The organism is Bartonella kosoyi (assembly GCF_003606325.2).
Classification (GTDB): domain Bacteria; phylum Pseudomonadota; class Alphaproteobacteria; order Rhizobiales; family Rhizobiaceae; genus Bartonella; species Bartonella kosoyi.
The window spans coordinates 211025-225632 of sequence record NZ_CP031843.2 but is presented as its reverse complement, the minus strand read 5'-3'; the positions used below and the strand labels follow the sequence as shown (position 1 = coordinate 225632).

Annotated in this window: 7 protein-coding genes; 4 read left to right on the top strand and 3 right to left on the bottom strand. The window is 38.4% G+C overall.

What is annotated here, in order from left to right; genetic code table 11:
• Window positions 1–537 precede the first annotated feature (537 nt).
• Window positions 538–966: an EVE domain-containing protein gene (locus D1093_RS01060; protein ID WP_120100063.1), complete on the bottom strand. Its 429-nt coding sequence runs from the start codon at window positions 964–966 to the stop codon at window positions 538–540.
• Between the two features lie 653 nt (window positions 967–1619).
• Window positions 1620–2714, bottom strand: coding sequence for a tRNA (adenosine(37)-N6)-threonylcarbamoyltransferase complex transferase subunit TsaD (gene tsaD / locus D1093_RS01055; RefSeq protein ID WP_120100061.1), 1095 nt, complete (start codon window positions 2712–2714; stop codon window positions 1620–1622).
• A gap of 401 nt (window positions 2715–3115) precedes the next feature.
• On the opposite strand from tsaD, the gene D1093_RS01050 reads away from it, so the two are divergent.
• The 4 genes from D1093_RS01050 to D1093_RS01030 all read left to right on the top strand — a co-directional run bounded on the left by D1093_RS01050 (window position 3116) and on the right by D1093_RS01030 (window position 8710).
• Complete coding sequence (locus D1093_RS01050; protein ID WP_120100060.1) at window positions 3116–4300, top strand: COG4223 family protein; 1185 nt, start codon at window positions 3116–3118, stop codon at window positions 4298–4300.
• 11 nt (window positions 4301–4311) lie between these two features.
• Window positions 4312–5874, top strand: a complete 1563-nt coding sequence (locus D1093_RS01045) for a heme biosynthesis protein HemY (protein ID WP_120100058.1) — start codon at window positions 4312–4314, stop codon at window positions 5872–5874.
• A gap of 159 nt (window positions 5875–6033) precedes the next feature.
• On the top strand, window positions 6034–6780 hold the full coding sequence (locus tag D1093_RS01040) for a glutamine amidotransferase (protein WP_120100056.1): 747 nt from the start codon (window positions 6034–6036) through the stop codon (window positions 6778–6780).
• 952 nt (window positions 6781–7732) lie between these two features.
• A complete protein-coding gene (locus D1093_RS01030; RefSeq protein ID WP_244614010.1) occupies window positions 7733–8710 on the top strand; it encodes a DUF2125 domain-containing protein in 978 nt (325 codons plus the stop codon).
• Between the two features lie 973 nt (window positions 8711–9683).
• Here the strand turns inward: D1093_RS01030 and D1093_RS01025 are convergent.
• A complete protein-coding gene (locus D1093_RS01025) occupies window positions 9684–14393 on the bottom strand; it encodes an NAD-glutamate dehydrogenase (RefSeq protein ID WP_120100052.1) in 4710 nt (1569 codons plus the stop codon).
• Window positions 14394–14608 lie beyond the last annotated feature (215 nt).

Below are 14608 nucleotides of genomic sequence, written 5' to 3'. Positions count from 1 at the left end.
AAAGAGAGTCTCTAAAAAATAACCTTTTATGATTTCTGTGGTTGCTTGCTAAAAAGAAGATGCATCTTTCGTGTGCAGAATATTTATACATTGATTGGAAGCGTTGTTTTATACTTTAGGGTGTGTTTTTGCTATGGAGAGCCGCCATCTTTACGCTCATAAAACAATAAGCCGGTGCCATTATATATTTGAGCTTACTCCCAATGTTGCCTACCCTTGGTATTTGAGATTCTTCATAAGAGGCATGTTTTTTTATCTACCTTTAGTTTAGTTTTTTCATCACGTTTGTATGCGAAGGGAGCGGTTTAGTGCTCGTGGTGTTGTCCACTATAATTGTTGAGTATTCTGAAAAGATGCATCATGAAGAAAGTGTTTGTGCAATCTGGGGGGCTGTATTGAGAAAGAGTGCAGAATACAAAATAATACGGAAAAATATATTAGCATGAGAATACGCTAAGGGATGCATTGAGCTTGTTCTTCCGCGCTATAAAGCACTTTTTTATATGATTAGATGAATAAAAGACCATTGTTTTAAGATCAAAGCATCTCCTTTTTAAGGTTGCCCATCAAACATACTTCTTTCCATTCATTTTCTGTTACGGGTTGTACTGATAAGCGGCTGGTATTGACCAGCACCATATTGGCTAGTTTGGGATTGGCTTTAATTTGTTTTAGTGAAACAGGTGTTGGCATGTCACAAAGTGCACGGATATCCACACACTCCCAGCGTGGATCAGAGCTTGTAGAATCAGGGTGTGCTTCAGCACATATTTCGACAATGCCTACAATTTCTAAACCCTTATTTGAGTGATAAAAAAAACCTTTATCACCATATTTCATGGCGCGCATATTATTACGGGCTTGATAATTGCGGACACCATCCCATTGTTCGCCACCCGCTCCTTTTTTCTTTTGCATCTCCCATGACCATTTATGAGGTTCAGATTTAAAAAGCCAATAAGCCATGTATTCACCTTTTCATAGACTGTTCATTCATCATATCTATTTTTTTATAAGCATTTTTGTAACACCATCAATGATGATTTTTAAAATGGCGTAAAGAGCGGGAGTTATTTGTTTTTTGTTTCAAAATAATTTGCAGGGGTACGCTCCAATTAAGTTGTATTTTGCTTATCTTTTAGCAGAAAAATGTATCATAAAAAATAGACTTAAAATTGCTCAGCCATGTGGAGGCTTGGGTATCTTTTCAGATATGGTTTGAAATCCACTCATTAGAGGCGTCTTACATCGGAAAAAATTTAGTAAGAAAATTAGTTCTAAAAAGTTACTACAATAGTCATGAAACAAATAGATAATCAACGGTAAAGATATCAAAGGATGGCTATGCTTTGGTGTGGTAGGGGGCGTCTTATGGTGCTGTAAAATGTTGTCATTTGAAGGGGGTGATATAAGGCAAGTTTCTTTAAAAAATGAAGTATTTTTAGAATATGTGGTGAAAATTTAAGTTTGCGTATTGCGCTTTTTGTTAAGTGAATGGTGTGAAATGAGAAGCAAATAAAATCGTTTGCAGGTGGAAAATTAATTCAATAACGATCTAGATTACAGACCGGATTGAGTGAAAATCTTCATTCTTTGAAAGGTGAGGGAAATTAATTGTCTTATGCTTTTGTTCCACGGCGTCCCGTCCCGATTAAGGGCATGGCTTTTTCATCTAAGGGCCAGCGTGAGCGAGGGGCGATATCAAGCGAGCTTGTTTCTCCACGTGCGAGCTTTTGGGCACCAGCAAAAGCAATCATTGCTGCATTATCGGTACACAAGGAAAGAGGAGGCGCTATAAATTCAAAACCATGTTGATGAGCAAGTTCCTGTAATGTAGAGCGGAGTGCTTGGTTTGCAGCAACGCCGCCCGCAACAACTAAAGAAGGAGAGTGCTTTCCATGATCAGGATAGAGAGGATATTGGTGGGTAAAGTGTTGTAGAGCCAAATGAACACGATCACGCACTGTATCGGTCACGGCAGCTTGAAAACTTGCTGCAATGTCAGCAACATCATTTTCTGTAAGAGGAGCTATGGCTGTTGCGGCTTGTCGCACAGCCGTTTTAAGGCCTGAAAAAGAAAAATCTAACCGTTTTTCACCTTTTAAAGGTCGTGGAAGAGGGAAGCGATTTTTATCACCTAATAAAGCTGCTTTTTCAAGTGCTGGTCCACCAGGATAAGGAAGACCTAAAAGTTTGGCAGTTTTATCAAAGGCTTCTCCTAATGCATCATCAATGGTAGTTCCTAAACGTTGATAGTTGCCTATTCCGTGAACAAGGATTGTTTGTGTATGCCCCCCTGAAACTAAAAGTAATAAATAAGGAAATTTGACATTGTTCGTTAATACAGCTGTTAAAGCATGTCCCTCTAAGTGATTGACAGCAATAAATGGTTTTCCAGTGGCAAGAGAGAGTGCTTTTGCGCTCATAACGCCTACCAATAGTCCCCCGATCAAACCAGGTCCGCTGGTGGCTGCAATGCCATCAATATCTTTTAATTTTATGTTTGCTTCTGTGAGGGCTTGAAGAATTAAATGATCAAGAATTTCAACATGGGCACGAGCGGCAATTTCAGGAACAACACCGCCGTAAGGTGCGTGATGATCAATTTGGCTCCAAACAATATTGGAAAGAATTCGGCTGTTTGATTCACTGTTGTATTCAATGACAGCCGCTGCCGTTTCATCACAACTTGTTTCTATGCCCAACAGACGCATTTTAAACAAAACCTTATTTTGAAGTTTCTTTTCCACGTGCGTATCATGAACAGAAAAAGATGCAAAGTATTTCTCTTTAAGAATTGATTTTTCTACGAGAGAATGAATTTTGGTACTTTCTTTAAATTTTATGACATTGTTGATTAAAAACTGAAGCTATATTTTTAGTATAAAATTCAGATGTGTTTTTAAAAACTTGTCTATTAAAGTTTATCATTGTAAATATTCTTGAAAAAAATACGATTTAGAAAATTTCTATAAAGCTATACTCTTTATGAAAAGAGTGTAAAGCAAACAAAGATATTTGAGAAAAGCTGCATTTTTAAAACTTTTTTCATTTTATTATTTTATCATTAAAACTCTTTTATCATTAAAAAGAGTGTGCACAAAAAGTGACAAAAATGGTCGATTCTTCAAAACCAAAAGTTAAATCACATTATGCTGGTACGCGCCGTAAGAAGCCCGCCATTGAACATGAAGCTGTTTCCCATGATTCAGAGGAAAAAATACAAAATTCTGTAGAATCTCATATCCAAGAAAAACAGAATATGCAAAATCAGGATAAAAATACTTCTCGTACAACTTGGCTTTTGTTGCCCCTTTCAGGGATTTTAGGGGGACTCATTGCTTTGGGAATTTTTGTGGGGCTTCAATGGGTGGGTTTGTTTTCTTCTCCTTTTGTAGAAAATTCTGTTGGTGGAGAAAAGGTTTTGCAGGTCGCTGAAGCTGCAAAAGACACAAGTGAAGAAACAAGAGAACAATTGGAGCGAGTGTTTCAAGAAATCGATGCATTAAAAACAGAGTTTTCTTCTTTTTCATCACAACAGTTTAAAACAATGAAAAATGATGAACTATCGCAAGAAGAAAGCAGAAAAGCTTTTGCGATTTTAGAAGAAAAAGTAAAAGCTCTTGAAGAGGCTGTACAAACACTTGTTGGCGAGTCAAAAGAGATAGAAACGGCTTTGTCCGTCGGGCTGAGCAATGCAAATGATCTTGCTTCGTTAAAAAAACAGTTGGAAGCATTCCAGGAAGAAATTATTGTTAAAAATAGTGAAAAAAAAGAAATAAATACGGCACTTTTTACAGCGATCAGTTCGTTAAAAAATGCTGTAGAGCGGGGTGGATCTTATAACAATGAATTAAAGCTGTTACAGCAGTTATCGCCCTCGATTGATGGACTTGATGTGTTGCAAAAGACAGCTACTGTAGGTCTTCCAAGTTCAGCACAACTTTCAGTTGATTTTTCTCATGTTGCCGATGCAATTGTTGGTACGCAAAATATTGCTGCGCCAGATGCTGGTTTTTTTGACCGAATTTTAGCATGGATAAAAGGGCTCGTTGTTTCGCGACCAATTGGAAATGTTGAGGGGATGACGCTAGGGGCTATTACAGCACGCATGGAAGTTGCCATTCAAGCGGGTGATTACGAAAAGGCTTTGAGCGAATGGCAGACATTACCTCAAAATGCAAAAGATGTTTCAAAGGATTTTGTTCAGCAGCTTGAAAGACATATTGCTGTTCACCAATTGCTGCAGCAATTGTTGTTGTCTGTGCAACAAGGATCTTTTAAGCCAACAAAGATGTAAATAGGCTCCAGATGATACGTGTTTTTATTTATATTTTTGTTGTTTGTGTTCTTGGGTTAGCTTTTGGGTGGGTTGCTAATCACAATGGTGTTTTTGTCCTTACATTTTTGAATTTCAGATTTTCTGCTTCATTGCTTACAGTGTTAAGTGTGCTGACTTTGTTCTTTGTAACACTAGTGCTTTTGTGGTGGTTATTCTCTTTCTTTTTTTCCATACCGAGTGCGCTTTCCAATTATTTTTATAAACGCCATCAAAAGCGCGGTTATGAAGCTCTCTCGAAGGGAATTCTTGCAGCTTTTGCTGGTGATGGTATGGTTGCGCAAAAAATGGAAGCACAGGTTGCTAAATATCTTGTAGGAAAACAAGATCCATTGGTAAGGCTTTTACAAGCGCAAACCTTTTCTTTACAAAATAACTCTGTTCGCGCTATCAGTCTTTTTGAGGAAATGAGAAAGGAAGATCCAACAAAAATAGTTGGACTTTACGGTTTGTTTCGTGAAGCGATGAAGAGTAAAGCTTATGAGGCAGCACAACAATATGCAGAAGAGGCATTGGCTTTATCGCCGGCACTTTTGTGGGCGCATCAGACGGTGCTTGATCGGTTGGGTGCTGAGGGTAAATGGGATCGGGCACTTACTGTTTTTGAAAGAGCACAAAAAGCTCTCCCGCGTTCTGCGCGCGTGACTCCAGAGCGACAGCATATACAGGTTTTACTGTTAAGTGGACAGGCTCTTCATCTGTTTGATACACATCCAGTACAAGCACGTGAAGCTATTTTGAAAGCTCATAAATTGGCGCCTGATTTTGTTCCAATAACAATTATAGCGGCTGATATTCTTTATAAATTAAATGAAGCGCGTAAAGCGGATAAAATGATTATAGCGGCTTGGCAGAAAGAGCCTCATCCTGATTTGGGAATCCTTTATCTTGAAAAAGAAGAAGGAGCTGTTGGACGGTTAAAAAGGGCTAAGATACTTGCTTCCTATAATAAAGATGCATTTGAGTCGGCTTTCCTTATTGCCAAAGCTGCTTTGGATGCTGGTGAAACAACATTAGCAAGAGAGCAGGCACAAAAAGCATTGCAGTATCATCCACGGGAAAGTGTTTATTTATTATTGGCAGATATTGAAGAAGCACAGGGAAACAATCAAGGGGCTGTGCGTCAATGGCTTTCCCTAGCCCTTCGTGCTGAACGTGATCCTGTATGGATGTGTGAGGGATCTATTTTTTCTTCTTGGTCAGCTGTTTCTCCAATCAGTGGACGGTTGGGTTGCTTTGAATGGAAAGCGCCTCCTCGTGTACCTTCTCTTACATTAGAGGCAGTCAATATTGTGCCAAAAAAACAAGATAAAGAGAACGTTGTGGAAGAAAGTGAGGGTGTTGAGGATAAGAAACTTGAAAAATTAACGCCTATAGACGATTCTTTTTTGCATAATATGCAGGTGGAGAAACAAGATATAAAAGAACAAGATGCAAAAACATTCAGCCAAATTCATTTAAACGTTGATGATCCAGGGGTTAAAACAGAAGAAGAAGGAACGTCTTTATCAAGGAAAAAATTTCGTTTATTTTAAATTGTGTCAATAGGATAATTTGAGTGTTTTCTCAGAAGAAACAATGAATGTAGAAGAAAAAAACTTATTGTTAATCTTGTCCGATAAAATTATTCTCTTATGCTTGATATAATCAAAAAAACGAAGTTTTGCTTTGTTACAGCGGTGATTGATTAAAAAATGTTTTTAAATCAGAGATGTCTTGATAAAAAGCAAAAAAATAGCAAACCAAGGATTGCTGTGGTTATTCATCGGCGGTCTCCTTATACTGGTCGTTTGGGAAAATTTTTACAACAAAATGGTTTTGTTCTTGATGTTTATCGTCCTATTTTTGGGCAAAAACTCCCTGATACATTAGAGCATTATGCTGGTGTTGTTATTTTAGGGGGACCGATGAGTGTGAATGACAGCGAAGCTTATATTGGTGAGGAAATTGATTGGATTTCTTTATCGCTAAAGGAAAATAAGCCTTTTTTGGGTATTTGTCTGGGAGCACAAATGTTAGCGCGAAATTTAGGAGCACGCGTTGGTACAAGAAGTGATGGGACTGTTGAAGTGGGCTGGTATCCACTCGAAGTGACCCAACAAGGAAAGGAATTGATGAATTGGCCAGAAATGGTCTATCATTTTCATGATGAAGGTATTTATGATTTACCAAAAGAGGCGATGCTTTTGGCAACAGGGAATACATATCCTACACAAGCTTTCCGTTATGGAAAAAATGCATGGGGTTTGCAATTTCATGCTGAATTTACACGCGCTATGATGCGGCGTTTGTTGGTGCGTTCGGCACATAAATTGACCGAAAAAGGTGCTCAACCTGCTTGTGCACATTTAAAAGGGCGTTTAATCTATGATCGAGCTTTAAGCCAATGGTTTGAAGGTGCATTACGGCAGATCTTTTGTACACCGCCCGCACTGGTATGAGTATGTACTGGTTCTTAATGGGCTCACGACCTTCACGTAAAATAGAAGGCTATTTGGTTGTATCATTACGGGCGTGTTTTAAAGAGACATCTCTCAAAGCGCACCCAAGCACATTTCACGGCGCCGACCGTGAATAGTATAATGATAAAGCCTCCATAGAATAATATAAAATACATAGAACATCGTCATTTTTATGCTTGTGAAGGGGGGGCAGTCGGTAGCTATCACAACTTTGTCCCGCCCCCAATATTGCGACATCCTTTGGCTTTTCTCGACGATTCATGAAAAGGCTTTTTGTCCTTTCTTGTACCGTTTTTACCTCTACGTCAGCTTCGCTTTTGACGTGTAAGAAAATGGTTTTGATTAATTCAACCTAGAGAGTAGGTTTGAAATGAGAGAATCTTACGATATTTGGGACTCTCAATTCAATATGCAAAACAGTAAGTTACTACTGTAAATCAATTTGTCATTGTCATTCTTGTTGTACTGTAAAATAATGTTGTTTAAAGTTGAAGATAGACAGCGCATGTAAAACTTTACATATAAGGTATTTTTTGTTAGAAAGTGTGAAGGGTTTTCTTAAGACAGTCTTGCTTCTTGAGCGTGTGGGATGCTGTACTTTAGGACGGTGAATTATGTCCTCCATAACGTGGCCAGTAGATAAAATCCGATAGATTAAGAAGCTGGATTGTTTATAGATTGGTGAATGTTAAGAATCTTTATCCTTTTTAGGGTGGGGTGAAAATCAAAAGATAAAGAAAGTTTTAAAGTTGTCTACGTCCTCTCAAATACCATCATCACAAAAAAGTTTTTCTTTGCGCTATTTATTATGTGGGCTGTTTTGTCTTGCTCTGGTCCTCATTTATAGCGCTTTCTGGTTTTTTTTTCACGTAAAATAGAAAACTATGTTTCTGATATATCCGCAAAAGCGTCTTCTGGTAATAGGGTGGCGGTGTGTGAGAATGTGCGCAAGAACGGTTATCCTTTACGGATTGGTGTTGTGTGTGACAAGTTTCAATTTTCTTGGCCTTTATATGGAGTTTCTTTATCGACGGGGCGTTTGACAGCTGGTGCACCAATTTATGCGCCGCATGTAGTCGAGTTTAATATTGATTCTCCTGCATCAATCATGTTTTCTGATAAAACTTCCATAGTATCTCGTTGGCGCAATTTGGTGATTGAAACAGAGCCTTATTGGAAAACAGGTCAGACATTGAAGTTTATCGCTGAAGGGCTTGAATTTTCTCCTCTCTCCTCTTCGTTTGAGGATCAAAAGCTTCAAGAAGCAGTGGGATCACAAACGGCAGATAAAAAGACAACACAACAAAGTGTTGAAGATCAGACATCTTTGCAAGATACTCCTGATGTTGCTGTTCAGAAGTTAGAGCCAAAAGATGTCTCTCAAAAAATAACGGCAGAATTTTTGCGTCTTGATCTTAAACATGAAAAGAAGCATTTCTCAGGAAATATTATTTTTGATGGTTTTGATGTTTCTCCAATTTTTATATCTTCTTTTGTTGATGTTCCAAAAATTGATGGCAATTTGAAATGGATTTTAAATGATGTTTCTCTTCTATCTGAAAAAAGAGGAGGAAATTGGAGACAGCATCTCTATGGAAAAAGTGGCATTTTAAAACATGCTAAATTGGCTTTTCATACAGGTGGTGGGGTGCATATTAGTGGACCTTTTTCTTTTGATGATGAAGGATATTTGTCAGCAACATTCGAAATTGTTTGTATACAGCACGTGAAATTTCTTGAGGCTTTGCAACATTTGTTTCCTGAAGAAACGGATAATTTTCAAGCGTTACTTTTTATTTTGAGTACACTGCCTAAAAATACAGATGGCTCTCCCATTCTTCCCTTAACTATTAGCCATGGCTGGGTCAAATTGGGATTTTTAGATCTTGGTCGTCTTGCTCCACTTTAGATTTGAGAAGAAATGAGTAAGAGCGTCTGTATGGCTAGGTATTGTTTTATAAAAAGTGTTCACTGTTTTATATGTTGAATGAGAGTCTTGAAGATTGTAAGGCTTTCTTATTTTAATCTTGTTCATATTGAATCAAACAAAATCCTTCTTCCTTGTATGTTGTGAATGGCAAAGCCATGCGGATCACTTGCTTAAGGAAGGGCTAAAAATGCCTCTTATGAACTGTCTCAATGGTTTAAAGGTATCGCATATTAGGGGTTGGAAAAATATGTGATGGTGCCGGCTTACTTTTTCATGAGTATAAAAGATGATAGTGTTCAGTGGATTTACCATTATATCATTCACGAGCACTGACACAAAATGGACTGGAGTGCTTTGAGAGATGACCCTTTAAAACACGCCGATGAATATGCGATGCAGTGTATTTTGTTTGGGGCGCTTTGTTTTATGTGAAAGTTGTGACTCTCTTAAAAAAAACCTGATAAACAAAAGCGTGAGGCGATCAAAAATCTCCATTATTTTAAAAAATATTGCTCTAAATTCTTTTGAAATCCGTAAAGCTAAATTAAAAAATGATGGATGGGAACAGATTTATAGCTTTAAAACTTCATGTTTTCCCTAAATGAGATTGTCTATCGTTTTAGAGATTACACAAACCGAGATACGTAATTTCTCCGTTCCAATTTAGTATATAAAAGCTGAGACAGATTATAAAGTACTGTATCTTCTTAATATTTTTCTCAAACATGCTGCTTTTAAATCTGAAAGTTAGATGTTTTTACGTTGAGAAATCAATTGTTAAAATCCATTCCTGTTGTCGTTTTGAAATGGTTACAAGCAATTCTGTTGTGATAAGGAGCGGGGCTTTTATTTTGTATGCTGCATTTCCAAAATAAAAGCACCGCTTCATCTTTGCCGGTTTGATCTGGTGGGATAGAATGGGAGTTTTTAACTGGGTTGTTTTATATTCATGTTAAGTCTGAAAGCCAGTATTTTGCAGTTGAGAAATTAACCCTGCTGCAAAAGTAAAACGAGAAATATTGAGATCATTTTCAATAAGGGCACTAATACGGTTTGTGACATTGTGAATATGATCTTCTTCTGTTTTTTTCCAAGTGGTAAAAGGATCCTCTTTTTTTCCATAATTTTTGAGAATTTTAATGACGATTTGCCGTAAGCTCTCGGAAATACTTTCTTTAGCTTGGCTTAAAGCCATACTGTCATAATAATCTACTACAGGAATAATACGACTTGCTTCGTTAATGCGGTTGATACGAATGATTTGTGCAAGTGAGAAATAGATCTCTGCAGTTTTAATAAGATCGCTGTTGCTTTGTTTTGCAATTAAAGAAATATCACAAACGGTTGGAGCGGCTTCCAAGAGAGCTAGTTGTTTTGCTAATGCTTTTGGAGCCCCTTCTTCACTGTAGTGTCGTGCTTTTTCTTCAATCTTTTGCTTAATATCGTTATCTTGAGAATGGATAAGTTCTTTTTCGATAACACTACGGGCTTGTTTTATTGTTTTTACAATTTCTGCTAATGGACGTGAGAGATCCATGTTGTGTAACCCCCAATTTGTTGTTTCAAAGAGCATTGGGGTCATTGCTGCGTAGAGTTTGTTTTGGACAAGACCGGGTATTTTATTATCAAGCTTATCAATTTGATCAGACAGTTGAGGAATTTCAAAACCATCACGGATGGCAATGAAAACACGAATAATATTTTCAGTCTTTTGTTCTGTTGCATCGCGTAGTTGATTAACAAAAGTAGGACCGCCACGATTGACAATATCGTTAGCAATCAGCGTTGCAATAATATTACGACGCAATTGATGGTTAATGACTTCCTTCTCAAAATTTTCTTGAATTTGGGTTGGAAAATAATTCAGCAAGGCTGCATTGAAATAGGGATCATCAACAATGGGGCTATGAGCAACTTCTTCTTTGAGCGTTAATTTAGCATAGGCAAAAATAACGGCGAGTTCTGGACGGATAAGACCTTTTCCTTGGGTTATTCTTTGCCGTAAAACTTGCTCATCAGGGAGTACTTCAACTCTGCGATCTAAAAGCTTTTTTTGTTCCAAATCGTGCATAAAGCGTATTTGATAGGGTAAATCAGCAGTGCTTTGGCTTTCTGCTAAAGAAAGAGCAAGGGGTTGTAGATAATTGTTGCGTAAGACGAGTTGTTCGACTTGAGGAGTCATTTTTTTCAAGAGTTTATTGCGTTCTTCGCGGGTGAGTATTTTAGCACGAAGTGCTGATGCAAGAACAATTTTGAGATTGACTTCAATGTCAGAACAATTCACACCGGCTGAATTATCAATGGCATCCGTATTGCAACGACCACCATTTGAGATATATTCAATCCGTCCACGTTGCGTAACGCCAAGATTAGCTCCTTCGCCAATAATTTTTGCACGCACTTGTTCTCCGGTAATGCGTATTGCATCATTTGCACGATCACCTACTTGTGCATCACTTTCTGTTGTGGCGCGGATGTAAGTCCCAATGCCACCAAACCATAAAAGATCAACAGGGGCTTTGAGAAGAGCAGAGATAATTTCAAAGGGGGTTCCTGTTTGTTTTTCGAAACCAATGGCCCCTGCTGCTTCAGGGGAGAGCGTAATGGTTTTTTCTTTGCGTGAGAAGATACCACCGCCCTTTGATAATTTGCTTTGGTTGTAATCTTGCCAGCTTGAGCGAGGTAGTTTGAAGAGACGCGCACGCTCTGCATAGCTTTCCTCGATGTTTGGGTCTGGATCAATAAAGATATCGCGGTGATCAAAAGCGGCGATCAATTTTGTTTGTTTGGAAAGGAGCATTCCATTGCCAAAGACATCACCAGACATATCGCCAACACCGACACAGGTGAAGGGCGTTGTTTGAATATCCTGATTAAAGGATTCTCGGAAATGTCTTTTAACGGCTTCCCATGCACCTTTCGCTGTAATCCCAATTTCTTTGTGGTCATAACCTGCTGAGCCGCCAGAGGCAAAAGCATCATCGAGCCAAAAATGGTTTGCTTGGCTGATGGCGTTGGCTGTATCAGAAAAGGTTGCTGTTCCTTTGTCGGCTGCAACAACAAAATAGGGATCAGGGTCATCATGACAGATGACATTGTGGGGCGCAGTTATTTTGCCGTGAATGAGATTGTCTGTGATGGAGAGCAAAGCTGTTATAAAGTCCGTATAAGCTTGTCGCGCTGCTTCTATGATGACAGCACGATCACTTGTTTGAGGAAGGCGATGGGGATAGAATCCACCTTTTGCCCCTGCAGGAACGATAACGGCATTTTTAACTTGTTGGGCTTTGACTAAGCTAAGCACTTCAGTGCGATAATCGAGTGCGCGATCAGACCAACGAATGCCACCACGAGCGATAGGTCCAAAACGCAAATGGACTCCTTCAACTTCTGGTCCATAAACAAAAATTTCTCGATAAGGGCGTGGTTCAGGCAAACCTTCAATTTGGCGTGGATTTAATTTTGTAGCTAAAATACGCCGTGGACTGCCATCGCTAAGAGGTGTAAAGGCATTCGTTCGTAAACTCGCATCGATAAGATTACTATACCGGCGTAAGATAAGATCATCATCTAAACCAGATACTTTCTGTAATTTTTCTTCAATGCGCTTTTGAATAACCTGGTTGTTTTTTGCTCGTTCTTTTTCTGTATGGCTTTGATGAAATTTTAAATGAAATAAAGCATAAAGCTCTTTGGTAATGTCAGGATAAGCATTTAAAGTTTGGGCGACGCGATTTTGCGAGTAAGGAATTCCAGCTTGTTGGAGATAGCGCCCGTAATGGCGCAAAATAACAATTTCATGCCAATCAAGCTCAGCTGTTTGGGTGAGGGCATTAAAGGCATCATTATCAGCATTTTGTGCCCAAATGGCTTCAAAAGTTTCGGCAAGCTTTTGACCGTCTTTTTCAAAATCGAGACTGAGCTGGAAAGTACTCTCTAATTGCATATCATGAAGATATACAGATTGCCCGTTGCCATCTGGTAATTCAAGGGTTTGTTCAGCAATAACACGAAATCCCATATTTTCAAGCAATGGAACTCGTTTGGAAAGAGCAAGGGCTTCATGGCGGTGAAAGAGACGAAGAGAAATGTTCTGTTTTTCTTTGTTTTGCGCGTGATAAAAGGTCACGAAAAGGGGGGTATCATCATGAAGACTGAGAATATGTCCGGCATCTTTAATGGCATCTTCCGTTGAGAATAAATCACGATAACTGTTAGGAAATTCACTGGCTAGGCGGGTTTGTGGTTCTGTTGTTTTGTGGGTAAGAGCGATGGCTTGGACACTATCTTCCCAACTTCGTGCAATTGAACGAACATGTTGTTCAAGTGTGGTGCGATCGTGAAGTGGAACAGTTGCGCTACCTTTGCGATGGATAATATAATAGACACGGATAAGAGTGCTTTCCAGAAATAGCGGATAGGATTCAAAAAAGTCGCCTTTGTAAATTTCAACAAAATGTTCGCCAACTTTTTCACGGAGGCTGCTGCTGTAATGGTCACGTGGTACATAGACAAGGATAGAAACAAAACGTCCAAAAGAATCAGTGTGGACGAGCACCCGCAAACGTGGACGTTCGTCTAATTGCAGGATAAGTTTGGCATTTTCTGTTAGTGTATCAACATCAACACGAAACATTTCATCTCTTGGATAGGTTTCTAAAACACTGATAAGGGCTTTTCCTGAATAATCAGCATGATTATGTCCAAGGCGTTGAATGATGGTTTGGGCTTTTTCTTTTAAGAAGGGAATTTGCAAAATAGAGCGCGTATAAGCTGAAGAGGTAAAAAGTCCTACAATACGTAATTCTCCACAGAGCTGGTTTTCTTTATCAAAGATTTTAAGACTAATATAATCGAGCCAAACAGAACGGTGAATCTTGGAGCGGCTGTTCGCTTTTGTCACAATAAACAGGTTATCACTTTCCATAAAGGATAAGACTTCCTGGGGTGGTTCTTTCATACTTTCATCGTCAACAATATGAATGGAAGCATCCGCGAGTATACCAAGTTCAACGTTACTCACTGTGAAAGATTTTATAGGTTTCTGATCTTTGATAAAGTTGTAAGTGCGCATGCCAAGGAAGATGAAATTATCGTCTGTGAGCCAGTGAAGAAATTCAATAGCCTTTTCGCCTTCTTGTTTATAATGTGAGGGAAGACTTGTTTGGTAGGCATGAATATGCTTTTCAACTTCTTCAAGCATAGGTTTCCAGTCTCGTACAGCAGCATTAACCTGCTCAAGAACTAAGGTGAGTTCATGTTCAAGTTTTTGGATCTGCTGTTTGTTTAAAGACTCGATGTGAATTTGCATCAGACTGATGCGTTTTCCAGAAGCACAACCAAGAATAGGGTGTGCAATCAAATAAATATGGTTTTTGTGTTGATTGACGAGATTTAAAATAGAATCAAGAAGAAAGGGTTTGTTATCATTGACAAGGGTAATAACAGTTATAGGTCTGTTATTGCGGGTTAAATTTTGTTCAAAGCAGATAGTATTTTTTCCTGCCTGATGGAGATTAAAAGCCTTTACTGCAATGGCTGCAGCTTTTTGAAGTTCTTTATTTTCGTAATAAGCGATATCTTCTTTATCGGTTTGAGCAAAAAGGATTTTTTCTATTTTGTCTGGTGTGTTTTTTGTTTCTATTGTTTTTTGTTGTAACACATTTACTCTCCCTTTTTTGCTCTTAGAGGTCTTTTCTTGTCTTCATATTAAAAGAAGGCCATTATATTTTTTACACTGTAACATTTTCTTCTTAAAGAAAATAGCTCTTTATTGGGAAATAATGACAGTGTTTTTATTATTTTTTAGTAATAATTTGCACTTTAAAGAAATATTGTGCATCAACAAAAGGGACTTTTTAGTATTTTTGTATGGTA

What these genes read in the sequence shown, in the direction of transcription:
- D1093_RS01060 (WP_120100063.1), bottom strand. Translation starts at nt 966, where the DNA reads ATGGCTTATTGGCTTTTTAAATCTGAACCTCATAAATGGTCATGGGAG.
- tsaD (WP_120100061.1), bottom strand. Translation starts at nt 2,714, where the DNA reads ATGCGTCTGTTGGGCATAGAAACAAGTTGTGATGAAACGGCAGCGGCT.
- D1093_RS01050 (WP_120100060.1), top strand. Translation starts at nt 3,116, where the DNA reads ATGGTCGATTCTTCAAAACCAAAAGTTAAATCACATTATGCTGGTACG.
- D1093_RS01045 (WP_120100058.1), top strand. Translation starts at nt 4,312, where the DNA reads ATGATACGTGTTTTTATTTATATTTTTGTTGTTTGTGTTCTTGGGTTA.
- D1093_RS01040 (WP_120100056.1), top strand. Translation starts at nt 6,034, where the DNA reads ATGTTTTTAAATCAGAGATGTCTTGATAAAAAGCAAAAAAATAGCAAA.